The organism is SAR202 cluster bacterium, from assembly GCA_016872285.1.
Taxonomy (GTDB): domain Bacteria; phylum Chloroflexota; class Dehalococcoidia; order Lucifugimonadales.
The window spans coordinates 35,709-59,338 of the sequence record VGZZ01000003.1 but is presented as its reverse complement, the minus strand read 5'-3'; the positions used below and the strand labels follow the sequence as shown (position 1 = coordinate 59,338).

Sequence of the window (23,630 nt, the reverse complement as noted above, 5' to 3'; positions counted from 1 at the left end):
ACAAACTCCTTGTTGGGAATTAATAAAGGCAAAGGGACACGACTTAAAGGGCGCAACGCAAAAGCTGCCCTGGAAACAAAAAGCCCGCTCAACACAAAGTGAGCGGGCGCGTCCGAAACGCTGGTTAAAGCAAAACGGCCCTTATGTGGGGCTTATACACAAATGAAAGAGGTCGTCGTCAAGTCGCATAGCGTTCCGACTATTGAAATGCAATAAGGCTGGCGTGTCAAGCCCTTCGGTGCCCCAGGTTGCGGGCTTCAGAAGGCGGCCCCTATAATGGCGCCGCTTTACTGAAAATCTTCGAGGGTTCAATGAAAGGAGTCCAGCTATGGGTGACAGGCTGAAGGGTAAGGTGGCCCTGGTGGTGGGCGGCGCGACGGGCATGGGCAGGGCTACGTCGGTGCTGTTTGCCAAAGAAGGGGCCAAGGTCATGATCGCCGACCGCAACCGCGCGGGGATGGAGGAGACGGCCAAGCTGGCGGGGAAGTATTCCAAAACCGTAGACACCGTGGTTGTCGACGTGTCTAAGTGGGACCAGGTAAAGGAAATGGTAGACGCCACGGTAAAGAAGTACGGCAAGATCGACGTGCAGGTGAACCTGGCGGCGGTCCTCCAGTTGTGCCCTCCCTTGGCGGAGATCGAGGAGCGGGACTGGGACTTAATCATCGACATCAACTTGAAGGGCGTCTTCCTGTGCATGAAGGCGGCCATACCGGAGATGATAAAGAACGGCGGCGGGGCCATAGTCAACATATCGTCTTCAGCAGGGTTGGACGCGTGGACGCGCTCGTTGCCGTATAACATTAGCAAGGTGGGCGTGATTCACATAACCTCCGTGGCGGCGGGCCAGTACACCTCCAAGGGTATTCGAATCAACTGCGTAGTGCCCGGGTCGGTGGACACGCCCCAGGCGCGGGGCAGCACCCAGAGCGCCGAGGCAATTGGAAACGTGAAGAACTGGCACCCTATGCATCGCATCGGCCAGCCGGAAGAGATTGCCAACGTTATCCTGTTCCTGGCCTCCGACGAGGCTTCCTACGTAGCGGGCACAACCTACATAGCGGACGGCGGCGCGCGGGCCGGCTATGGCCGCAGGTAATAAGGGAGAACTAAAATGAACAAACTAACCGAGATAGCGAACAAGGCCATCGAGGACTATGGCTTCCGACAGACGGCCATGTGGAGCCCTGAGGACGTGTCGGCCATGTGGAAGCTGAACGCTAAGGAGTCCAAGGTCATGAAGGGCGTGCTGGCGTCCGAATTGGAAAAACTGCCGGTGCCTGTGGAGCCGAAGAATTACGCTAAGGAGAAGAAGCGGTTCGAGGGCATTATCAAGAAGGCGATAGGTTAATTCCCGCGCCAGCGAGAAAGGGGGCGGGCATGGGCGACAGGCTTAAAGGCAAGGTAGCCCTTATCACCGGCGGGGCCTCGGGTATCGGCAAAGCCACGGTCATGCTATTTTTGCGCGAGGGCGCCAAGGTAATGGTGGCTGACCGCAACCGTCGAGGCATCGACGAGACCGTGGCGGAAGGCCGAAAAATCAGCCGCAGCGTCTATGGCGTGGCGGCGGACGTGTCCAAACTCGACCAAATCAGCGCCATGGTGTCGGCGACAGTCAAGAAGTTTGGTCGGATCGATGCGCTGGTCAATGCGGCGGGCGTGCTGGTGCTGACGCCCGAGATAGAGGACGTGGACGAGCGAGACTGGGACCAGATCATGGACACCAACCTCAAGGGGTTGTTTTTCTGCACCCAGTCCACAGTGCGGCAGATGCTGAAGCAGGGCAGCGGGTCGATTGTGAACATCGCGTCGATTACAGGTTACCAGGGCCAGACTCGGTCCATCGCCTACTCGATAAGCAAGGCGGCAGTGATGCACCTGACCAAGGTGGCCGCCAGCCAGTGCACACCCAGGGGGATTCGCGTCAACGCCGTCGCGCCGGGGTTAATCGACACGCCCCAGGCCCGGGGCAGCAGCCAGAGCGCCGAGGCGTTGGCTCGCGGCGCGGCCAATCACCCCATGGGGCGCATCGGCCAGCCGGAAGAGATGGCGGAAGTTATACTTTTCCTGGCCTCCGACGCTTCGTCCTTTATCAGCGGCGAGACTATCCTGGCCGACGGCGGCTCGATGGCGGGCGGGAGGCAGGTGTAGCCTACCCCAGCGCGTCCCAGACAGCCTGGGACAGAGCGGAGAGGCGTTGGGTGTTCTTGGGCTCGGGCTGGATGCCGCTGGTGAGAATGGCCACAGCCAGCCGCGTTTCAAGGTCGGCGAAGGCGATGCAGCTGCCCATGCCGCCGTGTCCAAAGACGGCGGGCCGGTTCTTGCCGGCGTTGGCGGGTTTCCCCATGGGCGCTGCGTCGAGGGCGAAGCCCAGGCCCAGCTTGACCTGCCGCCGCTGGTCGTTGATGTCGGTGCCTTCCACCTGCTTCATAATCGCGCCCTTGATGGCGCCGGATCGAATGATATCCGCCCCGTCCAGGGTGCCGCCCATGGAGAGCATACCGTAGAAGCGGCCCAGGTCCCGCGCGGTGGCGATGCCGTTGGCGGCGGGGATGGCGGCCTGGTGGCAGGCGGGGGTGTTGTAGAAGTCCACGGCCTCGGGGCGCTCGAAGCCGGGCATGGAGTAGGCTTTGGCGACGCGCTTCTCGTCCTTGGCCGGCAGGCCGATATGGATGTCTTTGATGCCCAGGGGGCCGGTGACTTCGTCCTTCAGGAACTGGCTGATGGTGCGGCCATCGACGCGGCGGATAATTTCACCGATCACGAAGCCGAAGTTTATGGAGTGGTACGCGATGACCTGACCGGGCTGGTACTTGGGCTTGGCGTTCTCCATGGCTTTGACGGCGGCGTCCCACTTGACCATCTTGTCGTAGGTCAGTTCGGTGGGGGTGTCGGGAAAGCCGCCGGTGTGGGTGAGGACCTGTCGATAGGTAATCTTCTCCTTGCCGTTCTTGCCGAACTCCGGCCATACCTCGGCGATGGGACGGTTCAGCTCGATCTGGCCTCGCTCCCACATGACCAGCCAGCAGAAGGCGGCCAGGGCTTTGGAGCAGGAATAGGTGACGAAGAGGGTGTCCTTGGTGACGGGCTGCTTCGACTCCTTGTTGGCGACGCCGCCGTAGAGGTCGAGGACGGGCTTGCCGTTGTGATAGACGGCCATGGCCGCGCCGGGGTGAAGGCCCTGGTCTAGCTGCTTCTGGAAAAGGGTCTTGACCTTGTCCAGCTTCTTGGGGTCGAGCTTGTGAGCGGCGGGCGCCTGGGTAGCCATGGAGTCCTCCTCGCGGGGGTATAGTGTGAACGAAGAAGATATTAGCGATGGGATGGAGGCGGGTCAACCAGGCAGTTGTACCCCTTCGCCCGCCGACTATAATGGGGCCATCACTCGACGGCGGTTGAAATGCGTAAGACCGCGGAAGCTGTAATTATCGGCGGGGGTGTGACCGGGTGCAGCGCTCTGTATTACCTGGCCACCCTGGGCATGCGAGACGTGGCGTTGCTGGAGCAGGACGTGCTAGCGTCTGGAGGCAGCGGCCGCTCCCAGGCCATCCTGCGGATGCACTACTCCAACCCTATCACCGCCGGCATGGCGTGGAAGAGCCTGGATGTCTTTCAGAATTTTCAAGAAATTGTTGGACAGTCCGCGGGCTATGTGCGGACGGGCTATTTCGCCATCGTGAAGCCGGAGGACGTGACGCCTCTTAAGCAGAACGTGGCGATGCAGCAGGACCTGGGTATCGACACGCGGCTGGTATCCCATCATGAAGTGAAGGACCTGGCGCCAATGCTGGAGGTCTCCGACGCCGGCGCCATCGCCTACGAGCCGCAATCGGGTTACGCGGACCCGTATCTGACCGCGACAGGCTTCGCCCACCGCGCTCGCGAGATGGGCGCCGAGGTATATATGCGGGCGGGCGCGACCAGCGTCATCACCGCTGGCGGCAAGGTCACGGGTGTCGAGACGCCTAAAGGCTTTATATCGACGCCGCGGGTGCTGGTAGCGGCGGGGCCGTGGACGCCTCGACTGCTGCAGCCGCTGGGCCTGGAACTGCCCATCACTACTACTCGACACCAGGTGGTCATGGTGCGGCGACCCCAGGGGCTTCTGCCGCAGCACCCCACCGTCGGTGACATCGCTCAGGAGTTCTCCTTTCGTCCCGACGCTGAGGACTTGACCCTTATCGGCATCGGCGAGGGGGAGGCGGAGGTTAACCACTACGAGCAAGGCGTTGACCAGGCCACGGTGGAGGAGGCGATAACCAAACTGGTGCGTCGAATGCCGGCCATGGCCGAGGGGTATTTTCGAGGGGGCTGGTCGGGGCTGTTCGACGTGACGCCGGACTGGCACCCGGTGATGGACTCGGCGCCGGGCGTCGATGGGCTGTATATGGCGGCGGGGTTCAGCGGCCACGGGTTCAAGCTGTCGCCCATGGTTGGGATGTCTATGGCAGAGCTTATGACTAATGGCAGGGCTACAACCTTCGACCTGCGGCCTCTGCGATGGAACCGATTCAAAGAAGGCGACCTGATGCGCTCTCGATACCGATACAGCGTCCTGGCGTGACGGCGACACCCTACTCCGTCGTCCGAGTGCGGGTGCAGCCCGGGGCCAAGAAGCCGGGAGTGGTGGGTTACGAGGCAGGAGTGCTGAGGCTCAAGGTCTCGGAGCCGCCGCTGGAGGGCAGGGCCAACGAGGCGGTGGTGGAGATGATGGCGCAGCTATTGGGGGTGCGGCGGTCGAAGGTGTCGCTGATAGGGGGCGAGGGGTCGCGAGAGAAGACGCTGCGTGTCGAGGGGTTGTCTCAGGGGCAGGCGGAGGTCCGGCTCATGACGGCGGCTAGGACTGGAAACTAAGCCACAATTATTTACTTTCGAGGCGAAGTATGGAGTGGAAACTGCTGGCGAGCACCTTCGGACTGCTATTCGTCGCCGAACTGGGGGACAAGACCCAGTTGGCGGTGATAACCCTGACGGCTAACTCCAACAAACCGATAACCATATTCATAGGGGCGGCGCTGGCGCTGGCGATGGTGACGCTGCTGGGTGTGGTGTTAGGAGGAGTGGTTACTCGATTCGTACCCATCGAGTGGGTGTCTAAGGCGGCGGCGGTGGCGTTTATTGGGATAGGGGTGCTGATGCTGTTTGGGAAGTTTTAGAGGTTCTGGTGCTACAATCCCTGCCCAATATACAAAGTGCCAAAACGATGACTTGGCGTATATTGGAATGGCTGTTGAATCGATTTTGGGCAGTGGTGGATCGTTTTTGGCCAGAAAAGAGGCTATCCGGGCTACGGGTTATCACAATTGAGTTTTTATTTTTACTAGCTTTCCTCACCGCTATAAATGCAGTATTAACCCTCGCGAATTGGAGCTTCGGCGACTTTTGGTTGATGGAAATATTTCTCATTATCATGGCTGTGGTTGTGATCATAGGCCTACATATCTATGACAAAGGCTACTAGGGCGAGGTAAACTAGCCCGCCTGCACTGTTTAAGGGCCGCGTCAACCCCCGATCGGCGAGCCGTGGTGGTGCATTATGCGCCATTGGCCCTTGCGGCGGGCGAAAACGTTGGTGGCCTGGACCTGGAACTGGGATACGTTGCTGCCAACGACGCTGGTGATGTTCTCTGTACAGACTACCCAGGCCAGATCGGCGGAGACCTGCACGTCGGCGTCAGAGATGCGTAACTGCATCAAGGCGCTGTTCTCGAAAATGCGGGCCCAGCTTTGCATAACCTCGTCCCAACCCGACAGCAGCGCCCAGCCAGGATGGACACACCGAATTTCATCGCTATGGAGCCATACGCCCTCCATGCGCTGGATGTCCAGGCTTTCGAAGGCTTTATAGAAGGCCTGGTTGGCTTCGAGGACGGCTTTGGCGTCGCTGAAGGGAGTGGTCATAGGCGAGCCTCGGTGGATGGGTGAGGAGAGTATATGGGAAGATTGTATAGCGGCAAAGCTGGTGTTCACTTGACAGGCTCATAGGTAGGAGTCTAACTTAGCGGCAATTATCTTATCGGATTCGCGAGGCGCTATGTTCACAAGAAAAGAGATTGATGCGTTGTTCCTGGAACTGCGGCAGAAGTTTTACAAATCGTCAGAGTGGGAATACCTGAACCGCCAGGCCCATCTAGGCATCGCCAGCGTGGACAGCGGGCGCAGCGTTAAGGACATAGACCCGCGAATCATTGAGTTGATCAAGAAGCATCAGCCCGCCGACGACAGTAAGAAGAACCCTGTCCGCTAGGCCTCGAAGCGTCCCAATTGGAAGGGGGCCAGGTCCTCCGGCCTCTCGCCCGTGACGGCGAATCGGCCCAGTCGCTCCCCCACTACCGGCGCAAACTTAAAGCCCCGCCCGCTAAAACCACAGCCGAAGACAATGCGGCTGTCGGTGTCCCAGGCGTCGAGGATGAACTGGCCGTCGCGGGAGCGGTCATAGAAGCAGACGTGGGTGCGGGCCACCGATGTGTTCTTAAGGTCCGGCACAAAGCCAGCCACCCTTTCCAGCACCGACTGAACGTATTTATCCGATGCCGGCTGGCGCTGGTCTGGGTGGGTAAGAGTGCGTAGAGGGCGGTCGTCGGCGACTTTAATGACGTCCTGGTGGATGGGAAAGCCGTAACAGTCCGTGTTCAGCGATATGAAAACTGGCAACCGACCTTCCGCGAAGGGTGAGAAGTTGGAGGGCGGCGAAAGATAAACCAAGGGCTGCTCGGTAATAGTGAGGATGTTGGATGGCACGGGGAGGAGGTCGGCGGTCCAGCCGTTGGCGGTGATAACGACTGCCTGGGCCGTGTAGCCGCGACCGCCGTCAACCTCAATTGCGCAGCCCTCATTATTACTACGGACAGCTTTAACCCGCTCGGCCTCGTGGCATTCCACGCCAGCTTGTTTACACAGCGCCAGCAGCGCTTTAAGCGACTCGGCGGCTTCAAGAAACCCAGCGCGGGTATCGAGAACCGCTTCTTCTATGTCTGCGCTTCGAAACTGGGGATAGGCGCGGGCTAAATCTTTTTTGTCCAGGCGCTTGTACGGTATGTCGAGGGCTTCTAGAGCCTCTACTGAGGCCTCCATCCACTCTCGGGTAGTGGTGAAGGGCTGGGCGTGGAGGCTGGGTGTGTCGCCGGGGCGCTCTCGGTGGCGAAGGAAGAGGACGCCGGTGCGATGGAGGAGGTGCTGGTTGGCAGCATTACCGAGGTACTCCCAGCCTCGCCCGGCCTCAAGCGTCCATCGGATGGTCTGCTCATCTGGGCCGTGGAGGTGGCGGAAGACGCGGGTGACGTCGGCGGAAGCGGCGCCGGCGTGTCCCACCTGTCGCGCCTCGAAGAGACGGACCTTGGTCCTGCCCTGGCTCTGTCTTGTGATAGCCAGGGCTGTCCAAAGGCCCATCACCCCACCGCCCACTACCGCAACACTGCGGCGTATCGATGGAGGGTATGATGTGGCAAAAAAGTCGTTGGATTTCATACTAACGCATATACAAGAGCACGCCGGCGTGGGGGAAGCTGACCTCCAACCGCGCGCTCATGTCGCGCTGAGCGGTGGCGGCGTAATCGATCCTGGCGGGGTCTTCTTTGGGTAACTTGTGCGGGCAGGGCTTTCGACGGGCCTCAAAGGGACAGAGGTGTAGGCCGCTGTGTTCCTCCCAGAACCCTACCTGCTTTAGGGGATAGAACAGTGTCTCGGCCACAGTGCGCAGGTCGGCGAGGATTTGACTGCCTTTAAAGACCTCGTTCTCCTCGACGTTGACGGCGACGCGCCACATCTTAGGGTTGTTCCTGCTTGGAAGGCGAGCGCTCCCGATGCGACGATTTGAGCATCACGAGGCGGGTCCATAGCATGTGCCAGACCAGGCGCCGCTCGTCGTCAGTGAGGGGGCGATTAAGCCGACGCCGGCAGTCGGCGACAGCAAGGCCTGCCAGCTTGCCCCAGGCCCCGGGCTGGTTATCGGCCCACGCCTGGACGGTGTCGGGGTGAGCTTCGATGACCTGCTGGGCGGCGTTGCTGGCGGCGGAGAGGATGTCAGAGGTCATGATTAGATAAACTTGGCCTGGGGGCGGCGGCCGGCGTAGTCCACGTACACCGTGATGACCTCGCTGAAGAAGTTCACGGCCTCGGTGCCCTGCTCCCGCGCGCCGACACCGCTGGCCTTGGTGCCGCCGAAGGGCAAATGGACCTCGCCGCCCAGGGTGGGCGAGTTGATGTGCACCATGCCGGCGTCCACCTGGTCAACGTACTTGAAGGCCCTGGTCAAATCGCTGCAGTAGATGGAGGACGAGAGGCCGAACTGGACGCTGTTGCAGATGTGGATAGCTTCGTCCAGGTCTTTGGCCTTGAAGACTGTGAGGACGGGGCCGAAGATCTCCTCCTGGGCGATGCGCATGTCAGGCTTTACATCGGTGAAGATGGTGGGTTGGATGTAGTAGCCGCCTTTGTAGGCCTTGCCCGTCAGGGCCTTGCCGCCGTAAGCCAGCCGCGCGCCTTCCTCCGCCCCGATGCCGATGTACTCCATGATCTTGTTGAACTGCGACTCGCTGGCAACGGGCGCCACGTCCACGCCTTGCTCCATGCCGTCGCCGATTTTCAGCTTGGCGGTGCGATTCAGCAGGTCGTCCATAAAGGCGTTGTAGATGGGTTCTTCCAGAATGACGCGGCTGGTGGCGGTGCATCGCTGGCCCGTGGAGCCGAAAGCGGCCTGCACCACGCCGCCGACGGTCTTGTCCAGGTCGGCGTCGGCGAGGACGATGACGGCGTTCTTGCCGCCCATCTCGCACTGCACTTTTTTCAGCTTGGCCGCGCCCTGGGAATAGAGGCGTGCGCCAATCTCGGTGGAGCCGGTGAAGGAGACACCTTTGACCTCAGGGCTGTTGACCAGGAAGTCGCCTACGGACGCGCCCGGGCCGGTGATCAGGTTCAGCACACCCTTGGGCAGGCCGGCGTCCTCGAATAACTGCGCCAGCTTGACGGCGCTCAGAGGCGCGGACGATGCGGGCTTGAAGACCACTGTGTTGCCGCAGACCAGGGCCGGGGCTATCTTCCAGGCAGGGATGGCTAAGGGGAAGTTCCATGGCGTGATAATAGCGACGACTCCCAAGGGCCGCCGCACCGTGTAGGCCAGTGTGTTGGTCAGCTCCGACGGCGTGGTGTAGCCGAACATGCGCCGCCCCTCGCCGGCGGCGTACTCGATGATGTTCATGGCGCGCTTGACCTCGCCGCGGGCGTCGGACAGAGGCTTGCCCTCTTCCAGGGTAATGGTGTGGGCAAAGTCCTCGGCGCGCTCGCGCAGCAGTTCGAAGGCTTTGTATAGGATTGCGCCTCGCTGAGGGGCGGGGGTGGCGGCCCAGGCGGCGAGGGCGCTGGCGGCGGCATCGACGGCCTTTTCGGCGTCGTCGACGGTGGAGGCCTGGACGGCGCCCAGGACCTGGTCGTTATGCGCGGGGTTAGTGACGGTATAGATCCGGCCTGAGGTAGAACTGGCCCACCGGCCGCCGATGTAGTTCTGGTAAACGGGGACCTTGGACGCTGACATAAGACGCCTCCCGACGGTGTGAAGTAAGGGTAGCATTGGGGTGTAGGAGGAGCAATAGAAGCCTTGCCCGCCGCTAGGCCACCTGATAGAGTGGCTCGAACGTATTGAAATTATTCGCGCTAACAGCCGGGGCAGGGCCTGCACAGGAGTGTATATGCGATCCCTTTTGATTTGGGCCATGGCCTTACTGATACTCCTTACCATGGCCTGCAAGTCCCCCACTCCCACCCCTACGCCCAGCCCAACTCCCAGTCCCACCCCTACCGCCACGGCCACTCCCACCCCGGCGCCCACGCCTACCCCTACGCCTGTTCCGACGCCGGTTTTCAGCCAGTCGAGAATGGCGGCTATGGTCTTAACCCAGGCGGACATCGACGCCGAATTCCAAGGCTTAACGCGGGACATGGAGGTGACCGGGCCCTTTGACGCGTCCCAGGCTGCCGAGGACACCATAGACCCCTTGGACTCCGCCGAGCTGCTGGAAGTCTCGGGTTATGTGGAGGGCTACGCGTCGTCCTATTCCCATCGCCAGGACCTCTTCTTCGTGCAGAGCATTATCAGCGTGTTCGACAGCGCGCGCTCGGCCAGAAGCTTTATGACCAAGGAGCTTCAGGACCTGCGCAGGTACCAGGGCCAGGATATCGAGGGGGCGGTCCTGCGGTCGGTGGCGGAGTTCGACGCCTCGGCGTTGGGGGGCGGCGCCAGCGGCGTGCGGGTGACGGCGGGCTTGACCTTCGCGGACATTATAGTGACATCGGTAATATGGCTTCATGAAACGGCGGTCCTGAGCGTGGACGTTATATCGGTGGAGCAGGCGGACTACAATCCAGCGGCCCTGCGGCTGGCGCAGCGGATGGACGCGAGGGTGAAGGGCATCATATCCGGCCAGGTCACAGCTACACCTTCCCCAACGGCGCCGCCTGCCGGGAACCTGAAGGGACGTGAAGCGGCCATAAGCCAGGGCTACGACCTCCAGGCCATGTCCCTGTCCAGGCTGGACATTTCCATAGCCGCCATTATTACCAGCCAAGGATATGATGAATTAACCGAGTCCGTAGCTACTTATAACGAGGAGATCGCCGCCCGCGCCCTCACCTTCGATTCGGGGACCTCTGAGCTCGTCGCTATCAGCTTGACCATATCGCTAGAAGCTACGCCGGCTGGGGCGAGATCTACCATTACCCTCGCCAAGGGGGTGAACCCCGCTATCTTCAGCCAGGCCATGGGCGAGGTTTTCACACAGATGTCCGGCATTGAGCCTGACGAGTTGACCTCTCAGATAATGCAACTGCCGCCTTTGGGTGACGATTCCATTGGCCTGGCGATGAACGTGAAGACGGCGTCGGGCAATTTTGACGCCCACGTAGTAGTCTTTTCACGAGGCCGCGTAATGGTGCAAATAGTGCTGGTGGGTCCGGAGGGCGAAGTGAAGTCGGAGGACACTATAAATCTGGTGAAATTTGTCGAGGAGAAAGTGGTCAAAAACTCGCCCGCATAAAGGGGCCTATATAAGAGGACAGCTATGACGGAGCTTTTGTGCCACAGGGATAGCTATCTAAAAGAGTTCGAGGGTAAGGTAACGCAAGTTACGGACAAGGGTGTGGTGCTGGACCGCACGGCCTTTTATCCGGGAGGCGGCGGCCAGCCCAGCGACACCGGCACGCTGGAATTCGGGGGACGCATGTATAGAGTTACCGGCGTGTCCGGCAGGGGCGGTGTGGTAGTCCATGAAATCGACGGCGAAAAGCCGGCCGCGGGCAGCGTTGTCAAAGGACGAATCGATTGGGAGCGGCGTCACCAGCTTATGCGCACGCACACGGCGCTGCACATACTGTGCGGCGTCATATGGCGAGACTACGGCGCCCAGGTCACCGGCGGCGACATGAAGCCCCTGGAGGCGCGCATGGACTTTGAGCTGGAAAGCATGACCGCCGACTTCGCGCAGCAGGTAGAGGCAAAGGTTAACGCCGAGGTTTCCCAGGGGCGGCCCGTATATGCCACAGTTCTGCATCGCGATGAAGCGTTCAAAATACCCGACCTGATACGGACTAAAATCAACCTGCTGCCGCCTCAAATCCAGCAGGTGCGAGTGGTGGACATCCAGGGCCTGGATATGCAGGCCGACGGCGGCACCCATGTGGCGAACACTCGAGAGGTAGGGCGCATTCGAGTGGTGGGCCATGAGAGCAAGGGCCGCATCAACAAGCGGCTAAGGATAGCGGTGGAGTGAGGCCCTGGGCCTCCGCTCTCTATGGCCCGCGCCGCGCGATATTTCCTCGGCATAGACGTGGGCTATTCCCTGACTCGGCGCTCGACGGGCCTATGTCTTCTTCGCCTGGACGGCAACCGCCTTTCCTGGCGATGCTTTAACACCGGTACTGACGAGTCGACGCGGCTGCGAGACCTACGAACGCTGGTGCCCAGGGGCACGGTAATCGAGGGGGTAGGCATAGACGGGCCGCTGACCTGCGGGCTGCGGGTGGTGAGCCACTACCGCGCGTCCGACGCGCTGCTGTCCCGCGGGGTATTTAGAAACCGAGGAAAGCCGGGGCAGACCAGCGTGCCGTCGAGCCAGAAGCTGCACCAGCACGCCACAACCCTTGCCAGGCTGTGCCTTCTATTGGAGGAGGAGGGTTACTGGCGGCTCGGCCCCAACCCGCTGCCAGATCCTGTACACCTCAAATGCCTGCTGGAAGTCTTCCCCAACGCCTTCCTGTCGGTGCTGCTGCCGGACGCGGCCTTCGTCGAGCTGGGGCCGCTGCGACGCAAGGCCAGCGACCGGTTCTGGGAGGTGGCGATGCGGGAGTGCTATTTTGAGCGCCTGCTGAACTTACTGGTGCCAGGGGTCAAGCATGAACAGCAGTTTGCCGATGTCACCGACCACGACCATCGCGCCGCGTTAGTGTGCGCTCTCTCAGCCATGACGGTGTGTCTAGGTCCGTACGTAGCCTGCGGCGATCCGGTGGACGGGGACATTGTCTTGCCGCCGCGCGAGGCTTGGGGTATGGGTGAGAACTGCGCGCCGTGGGCGTGGGAGGCGCTGGAGAGGAATTTGGCGATGGTGAGGGCTAACGGGGGAGGGCACAGGAATCACGAGAGGGCGAGGATTATTTGCAGGTGAGCAGCCTAGCCTGGCTAATTTAGAGCCTTAGAGCGCGACCTTCCTCCCCATAACAAGGAACACAGGGTCGGTGTAGCGGGAGAGCTTAGGAGTGCGGTCCTGGGTGGTGATGCCGGTGAAGCCGCCCGCCCGCTCCAGGTACATCTTCACCAGTTCCATGCGCTGCTGGTCGTTGCAGGCCTGCCACACCCGCACCGCCTTGTTCGCGAACATGCGATTGGAGAAGGTTATAACAAAGGGCCCGCCCTCGATTAGCACCCTCGCCACCTCCCTGAACACCTCCACGGGTTGCGTCAGGTACTGCACCGACACCGTCAGCAGCACGGCATCGAAGCTCTCGTCCTCGTAGGGCAGGTTAGGGTTCTGGTTCAGATCGTGGATGACATAGTCGTCCAGGTCGGGGTTGTCCTCCATCTCCTGGGCGTTCATGCCCAGGCCCACCACTTCCAGCTTTGGAAACCCCGCGGGCAGATGCGTCCGCCAACTGCTCATCAGGTCCAAGATGCGAGAGTCCGGTGCGACGGCCTCGTCGATGATGCGGCCCACGGTGTTTATGGCCTCGTCATCAATGTGCACCACGAAGCGCGGGGCGGCGTAGAACAGGGCGTCGTCGTTCTCGTCGACGCGCTGGAAGAACTCATCGGGGAAGGGCTTTTGCTCAGAGATAGTCATGGCGTGCAGCAATCAGGTGTTAGATTAAGTGGACTGGTTTGCGACTTATACGGATTGCTTAATAAGAGATATTGATAGCAACCAAGTTGACCCGAGTTTTCAAGCCTTATTATAATCCTTTCGCCAAAGGGGAGGTCAGGAAGGGGATTTTTCCATCCGCCTCGCCCTTATCCCAGGGGGGTAAGGGATTTCAACTTATCGCGACTCCTCCTACGCTGACGGAAAAATGGGTAATTTCCCCGATGTTCGTATGATTTGAAGTCTTGAGAATGGCGCCAGCACAGGAGGCGGGCCAGATGGGAGGTGGGGCCATAAGGCTAAAGTATGATGGAGAGGACAAGGTAGTCACCGGTTAATTATACGAGGCGGATGGTTTTGACTCTCAAACAGATAAGGAGGGAGCATGGGTAACTACGTGTTGATCGAATCCCGCGACCCGTTTGAGTATGGCGACCCCGAGTACATGTACCACATGGCCGGCGATCTGGCCAAGAAGGGCAACGAGGTCACGTTGTTCCTGATTCAGAACGGTGTTTTGACCACACGACCCGGCATCAAGGACAACCCCCTGGCTGGCCTTTCCAAGTCGTCCAAAGCTGTTAAGGTGCTGGCCGACGAGTTCTCGCTGCGAGAGCGAGGGATAAAAAAGGATGGGATTGTCTCCGGGGTGCAGGTGTCGGATGTGGATAACCTGGTGGACCTGGTGATGCAGCAGGGCGCCAAAGTCGTTTGGCATTAAAGGAGGCAACATGGGAACGCTGACAATCGCGCTAATGGACCCGCCTTACGAGTCCGAGACCACTACCACCGCCCTGCGCATCGCCGACGCGGCGGTCCGCAAGGGTCACAAGGTGAACGTTTTCGCCTACGAAGGCGCCGTGAGCCTGACCATCAAGGACCAGGCGCCTCACGCTAACCCTGTGAAAGGAACCAGCGCCGAGCAGGAGGACCACCCCACCACGGCCAAGTTTGTGGCTGGACTGCTCAGGACGGAAGGCGTGCAGTGGATTAACTGCGGCCTCTGCGTTGACGAGCGCGGTGCGGGCAACCGGGTTGCCGGGGCCAAACTGGGCAGCCCGGCGGACCTGCTCAAGTGGTCGCAGGAAAGCACAAACACCATAATTATGGGCACGAAATAGGAGGCCGCCATGGCAAAAATACTTTCTGTCGTCGAGCGGGCTTACCACGGCACGCTGGAGGAGCAGGACGACACCATCTTGTGGATGTCACACATTCTGAAGAAAAATGGGGCGGACATCAATGTGCTGCTCCGCTCCAACGCCGTCAACTACGCCGTCAGGGGCCAGGATGCCAGCGGGATAAAGATTGGCGACGTGAAGCTGTCCAACCCGCCAAAGCTGGACCAGGACGTGGAAGCGCTGTCCAAGGCCGGCGTGACTACGTATGTGGTGGAAGAGGACCTGGCGGAGCGCGGCATAAAGAAGGATGAGGTGGTGAGCGGCATTAAGCTGGTCAAGCGCAGCGATCTGGCCGGTCTTTTCGACAGCCACGACTCCATCTGGCACTGGTAGCCCAAGCAGATAGATTGTAAAACGGCCCTTGAGAGTTCAGGGGCCGTTCTGTTTTAGCCAATGGCGTTAAAACGGCCATCGGCAGTGCGCACAAAGAGTTTGCCGTCAGCAAAGGCGGGCGAAAGCAAGATAGGCGACTTCAAATCCAGGTTCCACAGCTCCCGGCCGGTGTGCCGGTCCAGCGCGTGCAGGAGCCCGGCCTCAGTGCCGAAATAAACGGTGTCCTGCGCCACCAGCGGCGCGGCCATAATTCTGCCCTGAGTCTGGAAATCCCAGAGGACGGCATCTTCCGCCGTCGCGTCTTTGGCTTTGCGGGCGTGGAAGACGCCCACGGAGTCGCCAACGTAAAGAGCGTCCGGCGTCACCGCCGGCGATGAGGAGAAATAAATCTGGTTGTTGAAGTCGCCAACCTGGAATCGCCACTTGAAACCCTGCTGCGATGGAGGCTCAAAGGTGGTGAAGCCGCGGACGTAAAGGATTCGCCACCACCGCTCAAAGGCGAAGCGGCCCGGAATTTCGCGAATGCCAGCCTTGGACACTAGTATTCCCCTGTCCGAGTTCATGTACACCAAGCCGTTGGCGACTACGGGCGGCTCGAAGGGATTGAGCGCGCGGGTCCGGTAGTTCATGCGCGCCTGGCCGGTCCGGTAGTTAACGGAGTGAAGGCTGGCGTCGGAAGAGGTGAAATAAAGGACTCCGTTGTGGAGCGCCGGAGGCGTGTGCACTTCGCCGCCGGTCTCAAAGGCCCACAGCTTATCGCCGGTGGCGGCGTCCAGGGCGTACATATGATGGTCGCCGGAGCCAATGAAAAGGAAGCCGTTATGCGCCAACGGGGAGCTGGAAATGTAGTTGCCCGTGGTATAGGCCCATTTCACCTCCCCCGTGTGCCGGTTTAAGGCCCAGACGTTGGAGTCGGTAGATCCGAAGTACACAAAGTCGTCCGCCACCGCCGGCGACGAGTTGACAAGACCGCCCATGTCCCGCTGCCACCTCACCCGCCCGTCGGCGGCGTCGAAGGCGAGGAACTTGAAGTCGCTTCCTACGTATATTACGCCGTCGGACACCGCCGGCTGGGATATGCCGGTGAGAACGCCGGAATCGGTAGACCAAAGAAGGCGTCCTTGGGGCTGAGCATTGGCGGAGGCCACGTAACGCGTGCGCTCAAGGGTCCCGCCCTGGAGGTTCCATTGTCCGGTATCGGATAGAGACGTAAGGCCTGTGCTGGGGTTTTTGAATATCAGGGTTATAGGATTGGGGACTATGTGATAGTTGTGCCATATGAAGGCGCCGCCCAGAACAAGAAATAGCGCTATGAGCATCCACTTGCGATGCGTCATGAAAATGAAGCCGTAGCGTCCAAAGACCCCGTGCCGCTCGTGGGGCTTTGCCCATTCGGGGACATAGACTAGAAAGCGGTCGCAGCCCTGGCACTTGGCGCCGACGCGCTGGTCCAGGGCGCCGCAGTAGGTGCAGGTCATGCTGGCGGTAGAGGCCTGTCGCTCTTGTCTCAAAAAGCCGTCCTGCTTAAATGTAGCCGCGGATTCTACTTATACGACGGGGCGTTAAACCAGATTTTGCAGTCAAGGAGTGCTTGTATGCAAGTCACAATGACTCAACCCGAGGGCTGCAGCGTTCGATGCATCCATACCCGCAGATCATCGATGACCTGCGGCGTGACCTGGTGAGCCATAACATATTCGTGATATTCAGGGTTGTAACCTTGTTCTCTCAGGAAGGCTGCCGACTTTCTGGCGCCGCCCACCGGTATGACGGTATCCTCCGTGCCGTGAGCGATGAAGATGGGCTGGTCTCGCTGTGATGGAAGGCTGGCCTTCACGGCATCAGGGTTGTCAATGAAGCCGCTGAGGGAAAACAGGCCCGCCAGCTTATCAGGCGCGGACAACCCCACCCTGAAGGTCATCATGCCGCCTTGAGAGAACCCGCCCAGAAGGATTTTTCCCTTCGGTGTCTTGTATTCTTTTGAGGCCTCGTCCAAAAACTCAGCTATTAATTTTTCAGCGGCTTTGAGGTGTTCTTCAGTCCGTTCTCCAGGCAAAGGCGCCCATGCGAAGCCTTTCATATTGGGCCCCAGGGGTATGCTCAAAGGAGCGTTGGGGCAGACGTAAGCGAAGTCTTTGCCGTCCAGGGCGGGCGCCAGGGAAGCCAGGTCGTGCATGTTGGAACCGAATCCGTGGAGCAGGACAACCAGTGGATAAGACCGGTCCGGATCGTAGTCTTCGGGCAGCATTGATACGTATAGCAGCCCTTTGCCCTGACGGCGGATTTTTTCCATGGAACACATGGTATCAGCCAGGGTATGCCTACACAACGAGCAAAGGATATGAAATAGTGTAACTGACTGGCGAGGTAGCGTAATATATACTGCTGCGCCAGTGATTTCAGGCAAAAAACAGAGGTTTGCCTAGCCAGTGCAGAGTCCCATAGCTGTAGAGCCAGGAAAAGAATTAAGGCCCTGGCTGGTGCTGCTGGCCAGTTGTCTAGCCGCGTTTCTGGTCGCTATGGACGCCACCATAGTGAACCTGGCGCTGCCTACCATTCAGCGCGACTTTCGAGTAACGCTGGTGGAAGGAAGCTGGGTGCTGAACGCTTACACGCTGACCTTCGCCGCCCTGGTGGTAGTTGGCGGCAAGCTTTGCGACCTTTACGGCCGAAAGCGGGTGCTGTTGATAGGCTCCACTATATTCGCCTCCGGCTCCCTGCTGGCCGCCCTGGCACCTAATGTTTATGTGTTGCAATCGGCAAGGGTGGTGCAAGGCACGGGCAGCGCCATGATGATGCCCGGCTCCCTTTCCGTCCTCGCCGTGGCGTTTTTGCGAAAAGACCTAGGGTTGGCTATAGGGGTCTGGGGCGGGATAGGGGCCTTGGGGCTAGCCATTGGGCCGGTAGTCAGCGGCGCTTTCACCAGCGCTTTCACCTGGAGGGCCATATTCTTTCTAAGTCTGGGAATTGTCCTCTTTTCCATGCTGATCACTTACCTCATGGTCAGGGATTCCAGGGACCTGACAACCGACCGCAGAATAGACTTTTTAGGCGTTACCCTCAGCGCCGGTTCTGTGCTTTTGCTCACTCTGGCAATCATCGGCGGCAACGCTTACGGCTGGACGTCAGCCAACACACTAGGCCTCTTCTCCGCGGCGGCTGTCCTGCTGGCGCTTTTTGTGATGGCGCAAATCCTAGTGCCCTTTCATATTATCGACCCCAGCTTTTTCAAGAACCGGGCCTTTGCTGTGGCCTCCGCCGTGAGGTTCGCCGCTGGTTTTGCCTTCATACCGGTTATCCTGATGAGTACCATATTCATCCAGACCTTCCTGCACAAAAGTGCCCTTGAGGCGGGGCTTTTATTCCTTCCGGCGGGCGTGACCGTGGTACTGGCTACGCCTTTTTGGGGAAAGGTAGCGGACAGGATTGGCCCTCGTATACCCATGCTGCTGGGAATGGGCCTGGCTGGGACCGCGGCCTTCCTGTGGCTGCATTTTGACGCTACATCTAATTATAGAACGCTGCTGCCCAGCCTTCTGCTGGCGAGTTTTGGTGGCTCCGCCGCCTTTGTGACGACGACGGCGGTGGTGCTGAACTCCCTGGGCGAGAACAAGGCGGGGGTAGCCTCCGGCATGGTGAACATGATGCAGAACGTGTCGGCGGTGCTAGGCGTGGCGCTGGTTTCGTCCGTGTTCTTAAACTCACTGCGCTCAAACCTGGAGGAGACTGCGCCAGGGGCGGACTACAAAAGGGTGCAAGCCTTCGGTCCCGCCGACCCGGTGCAGGCTGAGGCCTTTGCCAACGCTCTATCCAACGCGGCTATCGTAGTCATGGTAGTGCTTATCGCCGGCGCCCTTATCGCGCTGCTTCTGCCCAGGGCCGTGGACAACCCCGCCAGGCTCAAGCCTAAGCCGGCTTCGTCTACCCGTAAGGCCTTACACCGGGCACGTTCACCCTAAGCTTGTAAACGGACGTCTGCGCCGTAATGTACAGGGTGCGAGCGTCGGCATCCCCGAAGGCCAGGTTGGCGGGCTGCTCGGGCACGGGAATGGTGCCCAGGTGCCGGCCTTCGGCTGTCAGCACCCATATGCCGCCCCCGCCGGTAATATACACGTTGCCCTCGGTGTCCACCTTCATTCCGTCAGGATTGCCGCTAGCTGGAACGTTCATGTCGACGAAGACGCGCCCGTTGGAGAGCCAGCCGTCCCTTCGCAGGTCGAAGGCCCAGGTCTTGCGGCGCCGCGTGTCGTCAATGTAGAGGACCGACTCGTCCGGTGAGAACGCCAGCCCGTTGGGCCTGACGAAGTCCGACACCAGCAGCGTTATCGAGCCGTCGGTATTGATTCGATAAACACCGTAATAAGGCTGCTCCTGCTGCTCGGGCTGTATACCGTAGGGAGGGTCGGTGAAGTAGATGGCGCCGCTGGAATGGACGACGATGTCGTTGGGGCTGTTGAAGCGCTTGCCGTTGTACTGCGAGACTACGGACTGCATCGAGCCGTCACTAGCCTGACGGGACACCTGGCGGCCTTCGTGTTCGCAGGCCATCAGGCGGCCCTGGCGGTCCAGGGTCAGGCCGTTGGACTGGCGGCTGTGGCGGACGTAGGGCGTAGCCCCCCGGCCTGGCCGCCATTGATAGATGACGGCAGCGGGTATGTCACTGAAGAGAAGGTAGCCGTCCGGATGCCACACCGGCCCTTCAGTGAATTTGAAGCCCGTGGCTACTCGTTCGGGTTTTAGGTCAGGTACAAGCTCTGAAAGATTCTTCGCCATGACGCACCTCTATGTAACCTCAACCTGGCTGATAAGGAACTGGGGATAGACGTTGGTGTAGTTAGGAAAGTCGCCCTTCAGCTCATCGCCATACTTGTCGATGACCTTGTAGTAGTCCTCCCGCGACGTAAAGGTGATATAGCACGACACCTGCCACGGGGCAGGCTCGCCCTTATGCTCGCCTTCAATGGCACGGTCTATCTCCCATTTGATAACACACTTGCCGAACCGCTTCTTGGCTAGGGGCGTGTGGACGTTGACATAGTAGTCCCAGTCGAACCGCGAGCCCTTGAGGTTGGGATAGAGGACGGTAAGTCTAATCATAGAGCCTCCTTAGAGGAGTGTTAGCTGCGTATTCTTGTGCCCGTTGGTTAAATGCTCCGCCTGGAAACCCAGGCTCCTCAAATGTACTGCTAAGTCCTCGAAGCCGCTGACAGTATAAACTTTCCTGGCGCCGCTGGCCTTAACATAATCGACCAGGTCGTCGAAGTCGGCGTGATCGCTGTATGGCAGGGTCACGTCGGCGTTAAGCTGGTAGCCGCCGCGAGGGTGCACCGCCCAACCGGACAGGGCCAGGAACCCCTTGCGCTTGACGCCCTGCAACGCTTCACGGCTTTTCCTACCCGGTGGAGATATAGCTACCTCGCCGTCTCTCAAAGCGCCGTCGAAAGCGCTATAAGCGCCGGGGAACTGTATGCCCGCCTCTTCATATCGACGGGTGACAGTATAGGCGGACTCCTCCATCGCCACCGAAAAACCCTTGGCGAGCAGCTGGTAAAGCAGTTCTTGGGCCTTGCCGGTCTTGTAGGCCAGGATTACCGGCGCATAGCCCTTTTCCAGCCATTCCTTTAGGGTCTGGAAAAGGAGTTCAAGGACATCATGCTGCGGCGGGAAGCGATATACAGGCTGGCCGAATGTGCATTCCATAATTAGTGTGTCGCACTGGACGGGCTGCAAGGGCTGAGCGGTGGGGTTGGGCTGGGCCTTGAAGTCGCCGGTGTAGAGGGTGCGATGGCCGTCAGCCTTGGACTCGATTAGGACCTGGGCGGAGCCGAGGCAATGGCCCGCGGGGTAAAGGGTCAGGGTGTAGCCGGGCGTGTCCAGGGGCTCGCCGTAGTGCATAACACAGGGGTCGGCGCGGCGGAGCCGGTCTTGCAGCAGCACGCCGGTGGCCTGGGAGAGGATGGGCCGGGAGTGGGGGCCGACATGGTCGGCGTGGGCGTGGGAGATGAAGGCGCTAGCGCGGCGAAGGGTGGAATCCAGCCACAGGTCTGGCTCAGGAAGATATACGCCCCGCTGAAATAATACGTTCACGTCGCCCCCGAATGTCCAGGGCAGTATACACTTCCTCGGGAGACCGTGGCAGGCCTTTTGTTATACTCGAACATACAATCTGCCCTCTTGGAGTCATCTTGCACGTTGGCCTCTGCCGGATAACTTTCATGCTGCACGGTGCGCGCAGCCTTAAGGAGAAGCGTCAGATAGCCCAGTCGTTAATCGGCCGCGTCAGCGCCAAATTCAACGTCGCCATCGCCGAGGTGGAGGACAACGACCTGTGGCAGAGGCTGACTCTCGGCATCTCCTGCGTCAGCAACGACGGCCGCCACGCCAACGAGGTTATTTCAAAAGTGGTGTCCTTTCTCAGCGAGGCGCGCGGCGAGGCCGAACTGCTGGATTACGAGACCGAGTTTTTGACCGCCTTTTAGTCTACTCATGAACCCCGTCGACTTCCTTAAGTCCCTCCAGGCGTCGCCGGCCTATAAAGGCCAGATAGTCCACGTGGCGCACCTGCCGCCCAGGCCTCCCCGCCACGCTCAGCCTTCCGATTCCGTTAACGCCCACTTGCAGCGCCGGTTGGAGGAGATGGGGCGGTGGCCTCTGTACAGCCACCAGGCCCAGGCCATCGAAGCCGTGCGTCGGGGCGAGAACGTCATCGTTTCTACGCCAGCGGCCAGCGGCAAGAGCCTCTGCTACCACCTCCCGGTGTTGGAAAAGGCGCTGTCGGAGCGTCGCAGCCGCGCCCTGTATATTTATCCGACGAAGGCGCTGACTCAGGACCAGCTAAAGGGCTTCCAAGAACTGTCCAGAGGCTTCAAAGTCAACGCCGCAATCTTTGACGGCGACACCCCCTCCAGCGAGCGCTCGGCCCTGCGGCGCGGCATCCACGTGCTGCTCACCAACCCCGACATGCTCCACTTCGGCATCCTGCCCAACCACCAATCGTGGTCTGCGTTTTTTCGAGGTCTGCGGTATGTAGTGGTGGACGAGGCCCATGTGTATCGAGGCGTCTTCGGCTCCCACGTCGCCAACGTGCTGCGGCGGCTGCGGCGGGTATGCCGCAGGTACGGCGCCAGCCCGCAGTTCATCCTCTGCTCCGCGACCATCGGCAATGCGGGTGAGCTGGCCGAGCGTCTGACGGGGCTATCCTTTACTGTGGTAGATGAAGACGGCTCGCCATCGGGGGGCAAGCGGTTCGCTTTTTGGAACCCGCCGGTCATCGATTTGAGAAAGGGCACGCGGCGCAGCACCAATATCGAGGCCAGCGGCCTCTTTACCGAACTCGTTAAGCATCGCACCAGGACGATAACTTTTGTGAAGACCCGTCGCATGGCCGAGCTTGTGTACAAGTACAGCCGCGACCAGTTGGCGACGGAAGACAAAGACCTAGCAAAGCAGATCAGTCCCTACCGGGCGGGGTACATGCCGGAGGAACGCCGCGCCATTGAAAAAGGGCTGTTCACTGGCGAGCTTTTGGGTGTGGCCGCCACCAACGCCTTGGAGTTAGGGATAGACGTGGGGCAAGTGGACGCCACCATCATTACTGGCTATCCCGGCACCATCGCCAGCACGTGGCAGCAGGCAGGCCGCAGCGGAAGGCGAGGGAAGGAATCTTTGTCGGTGCTGGTGGCCCAGGACAACCCCCTGGACCAGTACCTCATGCGCCACTCCGAGGCCTTTTTCGGCAAGCCCATCGAAAAAGCCCTGGTCGCCCCACAGAACCCGCATATCATGTCGCCGCATATTCTATGCGCGGCCTACGAATGGCCCCTGGACGCCTCTGACGAGGCTATATTTGGAGACAGCTTATGGGACAGGACGAGGGAGCTTGAGGGACAAGGTCTCCTCCGGCGCAGCGGGCAGCGATGGTTCGCGACGCCGTCGGTGGGGTACCCGGCGGAAGGGCTGAACCTACGGTCGGCGTCGAGGCAAAATTACCTGGTGGTGGAGGAGGCGTCGGGCACGGTCATCGAGACGGTGGAAGAAGGGGCAGTGTTCCACCAGCTATACCCCGGGGCCGTTTACCTGCACTTGGGCGAGCCTTATCTGATCACCCGGCTTGACGGGAAGGCCCGGGTGGCCCACGCCAACCGCCGCGAAGTGCCCTATTACACCCAGGCCAAGGACATAACCGACATCCGAATCACGCGACAGTGGGAGTCCAAGACCGCTGGAGGCGTCGGCGTGTATCTGGGCGAGGTGGAGGTCTCCAACCACGTCGTGGGGTATAAGAAGAAGGCGCAGCTGTCGGAAGAGGACCTGGGGGACGAGCCCTTGGACCTGCCGCCCAGCGATTTCAAGACCGTTGCCCTGTGGTTTGACATACCGGAGTCGCTGGTGCAGCGCTGCGCCCAAAACAAGCTGGACCTCCCCGGCGGCCTCCACGCCGCCGAGCATGCCGCCATCGGCCTCCTTCCCCTCTTCGCCATGTGCGACCGCAACGACATCGGCGGCGTGTCCACGGCCATGCATCCCGACACGGGCCGCCCGCAAATCTTCATCTACGACGGCCATCCGGGCGGCATCGGCATGTCGGAGCGTGGCTACCATGATGTGAATGAGCTATGGCGGGCAACGCTGCAGGCGGTGTCGGAGTGTGTCTGCGAGGGTGGGTGCCCATCGTGCATCCAGTCACCCAAATGCGGCAACAATAACAAGCCCCTGGACAAAGCCGTGGCGGTGGAGCTGTTGGAGACGCTGTGTGGCTGATTTCTCCGACGCCCTGCTA

28 protein-coding genes are annotated in these 23,630 nt (G+C 60.2%); 16 read left to right on the top strand and 12 right to left on the bottom strand.

The genetic code is table 11. From position 1 onward, the window contains the following. The first annotated feature begins 328 nt into the window (after nt 1-328). From FJ320_01805 to FJ320_01795, 3 genes are read left to right on the top strand one after another with little or no spacing between them, the layout of a single operon-like run. The gene (locus FJ320_01805) at nt 329-1,099 is read left to right on the top strand and encodes an SDR family oxidoreductase (protein ID MBM3924716.1); all 771 of its coding nucleotides are present in this window, start codon (nt 329-331) and stop codon (nt 1,097-1,099) included. A gap of 15 nt (nt 1,100-1,114) precedes the next feature. After that, nucleotides 1,115-1,351, top strand: a complete 237-nt coding sequence (locus tag FJ320_01800) for a hypothetical protein (protein MBM3924715.1) — start codon at nt 1,115-1,117, stop codon at nt 1,349-1,351. A 29-nt stretch (nt 1,352-1,380) separates the two neighbouring features. Next, the gene (locus FJ320_01795) at nt 1,381-2,151 is read left to right on the top strand and encodes an SDR family oxidoreductase (GenBank protein MBM3924714.1); all 771 of its coding nucleotides are present in this window, start codon (nt 1,381-1,383) and stop codon (nt 2,149-2,151) included. A gap of 1 nt (nt 2,152) precedes the next feature. Here the strand turns inward: FJ320_01795 and FJ320_01790 are convergent, their stop codons facing one another. Beyond that, complete coding sequence (locus FJ320_01790; GenBank protein ID MBM3924713.1) at nt 2,153-3,268, bottom strand: beta-lactamase family protein; 1,116 nt, start codon at nt 3,266-3,268, stop codon at nt 2,153-2,155. Nucleotides 3,269-3,397: 129 nt separating this feature from the next. Here FJ320_01790 and FJ320_01785 point away from each other — a divergent pair, with 129 nt between their 5' ends. The 3 genes from FJ320_01785 to FJ320_01775 are packed head-to-tail and all read left to right on the top strand — an operon-like array spanning nt 3,398 to nt 5,153. Further along, nucleotides 3,398-4,561 carry an FAD-binding oxidoreductase gene (locus FJ320_01785; GenBank protein MBM3924712.1) on the top strand — a complete coding sequence of 388 codons (1,164 nt, stop codon included), beginning with the start codon at nt 3,398-3,400 and terminating at the stop codon, nt 4,559-4,561. Beyond that, nucleotides 4,498-4,851: a DUF167 domain-containing protein gene (locus FJ320_01780; protein ID MBM3924711.1), complete on the top strand. Its 354-nt coding sequence runs from the start codon at nt 4,498-4,500 to the stop codon at nt 4,849-4,851. The genes FJ320_01785 and FJ320_01780 overlap by 64 nt, the downstream gene beginning before the upstream one ends. Before the next feature lie 29 nt (nt 4,852-4,880). Continuing rightward, nucleotides 4,881-5,153, top strand: a complete 273-nt coding sequence (locus FJ320_01775) for a TMEM165/GDT1 family protein (GenBank protein MBM3924710.1) — start codon at nt 4,881-4,883, stop codon at nt 5,151-5,153. 346 nt (nt 5,154-5,499) lie between these two features. On the opposite strand, the gene FJ320_01770 is transcribed toward FJ320_01775, so the two are convergent. Then, nucleotides 5,500-5,898: a nuclear transport factor 2 family protein gene (locus FJ320_01770; protein MBM3924709.1), complete on the bottom strand. Its 399-nt coding sequence runs from the start codon at nt 5,896-5,898 to the stop codon at nt 5,500-5,502. A gap of 133 nt (nt 5,899-6,031) precedes the next feature. Between FJ320_01770 and FJ320_01765 the strand changes: the two genes are divergently transcribed. Further along, nucleotides 6,032-6,244: a hypothetical protein gene (locus FJ320_01765; protein MBM3924708.1), complete on the top strand. Its 213-nt coding sequence runs from the start codon at nt 6,032-6,034 to the stop codon at nt 6,242-6,244. Here FJ320_01765 and FJ320_01760 read toward each other — a convergent pair. Genes FJ320_01760 through FJ320_01745 form a run of 4 tightly spaced genes read right to left on the bottom strand, consistent with a single transcriptional unit; the run spans nt 6,241 to nt 9,526 of the window. Next, nucleotides 6,241-7,464 (bottom strand): FAD-dependent oxidoreductase, encoded by a 1,224-nt coding sequence (locus tag FJ320_01760; GenBank protein MBM3924707.1) that lies wholly within the window; start codon nt 7,462-7,464, stop codon nt 6,241-6,243. The genes FJ320_01765 and FJ320_01760 overlap by 4 nt on opposite strands. A gap of 1 nt (nt 7,465) precedes the next feature. Beyond that, nucleotides 7,466-7,762 carry a hypothetical protein gene (locus FJ320_01755; GenBank protein ID MBM3924706.1) on the bottom strand — a complete coding sequence of 99 codons (297 nt, stop codon included), beginning with the start codon at nt 7,760-7,762 and terminating at the stop codon, nt 7,466-7,468. Nucleotide 7,763: 1 nt separating this feature from the next. Next, nucleotides 7,764-8,030: a hypothetical protein gene (locus tag FJ320_01750; GenBank protein ID MBM3924705.1), complete on the bottom strand. Its 267-nt coding sequence runs from the start codon at nt 8,028-8,030 to the stop codon at nt 7,764-7,766. 2 nt (nt 8,031-8,032) lie between these two features. Beyond that, on the bottom strand, nt 8,033-9,526 hold the full coding sequence (locus FJ320_01745) for an aldehyde dehydrogenase family protein (GenBank protein MBM3924704.1): 1,494 nt from the start codon (nt 9,524-9,526) through the stop codon (nt 8,033-8,035). A gap of 154 nt (nt 9,527-9,680) precedes the next feature. Here FJ320_01745 and FJ320_01740 point away from each other — a divergent pair, with 154 nt between their 5' ends. From FJ320_01740 to FJ320_01730, 3 genes are read left to right on the top strand one after another with little or no spacing between them, the layout of a single operon-like run. Continuing rightward, complete coding sequence (locus FJ320_01740) at nt 9,681-11,024, top strand: hypothetical protein (protein MBM3924703.1); 1,344 nt, start codon at nt 9,681-9,683, stop codon at nt 11,022-11,024. Between the two features lie 24 nt (nt 11,025-11,048). Continuing rightward, entirely contained in the window at nt 11,049-11,756 is a 708-nt protein-coding gene (locus FJ320_01735; protein MBM3924702.1) for an alanyl-tRNA editing protein, read from the top strand. A 21-nt stretch (nt 11,757-11,777) separates the two neighbouring features. Beyond that, nucleotides 11,778-12,647: a DUF429 domain-containing protein gene (locus FJ320_01730; protein MBM3924701.1), complete on the top strand. Its 870-nt coding sequence runs from the start codon at nt 11,778-11,780 to the stop codon at nt 12,645-12,647. A gap of 27 nt (nt 12,648-12,674) precedes the next feature. Here the strand turns inward: FJ320_01730 and FJ320_01725 are convergent, their stop codons facing one another. Next, nucleotides 12,675-13,319, bottom strand: a complete 645-nt coding sequence (locus tag FJ320_01725; protein MBM3924700.1) for a class I SAM-dependent methyltransferase — start codon at nt 13,317-13,319, stop codon at nt 12,675-12,677. A gap of 403 nt (nt 13,320-13,722) precedes the next feature. Between FJ320_01725 and FJ320_01720 the strand changes: the two genes are divergently transcribed. The 3 genes from FJ320_01720 to FJ320_01710 are packed head-to-tail and all read left to right on the top strand — an operon-like array spanning nt 13,723 to nt 14,851. Next, nucleotides 13,723-14,058 carry a sulfur reduction protein DsrE gene (locus FJ320_01720; GenBank protein ID MBM3924699.1) on the top strand — a complete coding sequence of 112 codons (336 nt, stop codon included), beginning with the start codon at nt 13,723-13,725 and terminating at the stop codon, nt 14,056-14,058. A gap of 10 nt (nt 14,059-14,068) precedes the next feature. Continuing rightward, the gene (locus tag FJ320_01715) at nt 14,069-14,458 is read left to right on the top strand and encodes a FeS-binding protein (GenBank protein MBM3924698.1); all 390 of its coding nucleotides are present in this window, start codon (nt 14,069-14,071) and stop codon (nt 14,456-14,458) included. 9 nt (nt 14,459-14,467) lie between these two features. Further along, nucleotides 14,468-14,851: a DsrE family protein gene (locus FJ320_01710; protein MBM3924697.1), complete on the top strand. Its 384-nt coding sequence runs from the start codon at nt 14,468-14,470 to the stop codon at nt 14,849-14,851. A gap of 53 nt (nt 14,852-14,904) precedes the next feature. Here the strand turns inward: FJ320_01710 and FJ320_01705 are convergent, their stop codons facing one another. Both FJ320_01705 and FJ320_01700 read right to left on the bottom strand, forming a co-directional pair. Next, complete coding sequence (locus tag FJ320_01705) at nt 14,905-16,362, bottom strand: hypothetical protein (protein ID MBM3924696.1); 1,458 nt, start codon at nt 16,360-16,362, stop codon at nt 14,905-14,907. A gap of 101 nt (nt 16,363-16,463) precedes the next feature. Further along, nucleotides 16,464-17,153 carry an alpha/beta fold hydrolase gene (locus tag FJ320_01700; protein ID MBM3924695.1) on the bottom strand — a complete coding sequence of 230 codons (690 nt, stop codon included), beginning with the start codon at nt 17,151-17,153 and terminating at the stop codon, nt 16,464-16,466. Between the two features lie 217 nt (nt 17,154-17,370). On the opposite strand from FJ320_01700, the gene FJ320_01695 reads away from it, so the two are divergent. Next, the gene (locus FJ320_01695) at nt 17,371-18,810 is read left to right on the top strand and encodes an MFS transporter (GenBank protein MBM3924694.1); all 1,440 of its coding nucleotides are present in this window, start codon (nt 17,371-17,373) and stop codon (nt 18,808-18,810) included. Here FJ320_01695 and FJ320_01690 read toward each other — a convergent pair. Genes FJ320_01690 through FJ320_01680 form a run of 3 tightly spaced genes read right to left on the bottom strand, consistent with a single transcriptional unit; the run spans nt 18,773 to nt 20,938 of the window. After that, nucleotides 18,773-19,624, bottom strand: a complete 852-nt coding sequence (locus FJ320_01690; protein ID MBM3924693.1) for an SMP-30/gluconolactonase/LRE family protein — start codon at nt 19,622-19,624, stop codon at nt 18,773-18,775. The two genes, FJ320_01695 and FJ320_01690, sit on opposite strands and share 38 nt — an antisense overlap. 9 nt (nt 19,625-19,633) lie before the next feature. Beyond that, on the bottom strand, nt 19,634-19,948 hold the full coding sequence (locus FJ320_01685; GenBank protein MBM3924692.1) for an EthD family reductase: 315 nt from the start codon (nt 19,946-19,948) through the stop codon (nt 19,634-19,636). A 9-nt stretch (nt 19,949-19,957) separates the two neighbouring features. After that, complete coding sequence (locus FJ320_01680) at nt 19,958-20,938, bottom strand: MBL fold metallo-hydrolase (GenBank protein ID MBM3924691.1); 981 nt, start codon at nt 20,936-20,938, stop codon at nt 19,958-19,960. A gap of 11 nt (nt 20,939-20,949) precedes the next feature. Here FJ320_01680 and FJ320_01675 point away from each other — a divergent pair, with 11 nt between their 5' ends. Next, complete coding sequence (locus FJ320_01675) at nt 20,950-21,330, top strand: DUF503 domain-containing protein (protein ID MBM3924690.1); 381 nt, start codon at nt 20,950-20,952, stop codon at nt 21,328-21,330. Nucleotides 21,331-21,337: 7 nt separating this feature from the next. Further along, the gene (locus FJ320_01670; GenBank protein MBM3924689.1) at nt 21,338-23,611 is read left to right on the top strand and encodes a DEAD/DEAH box helicase; all 2,274 of its coding nucleotides are present in this window, start codon (nt 21,338-21,340) and stop codon (nt 23,609-23,611) included. Nucleotides 23,612-23,630 lie beyond the last annotated feature (19 nt).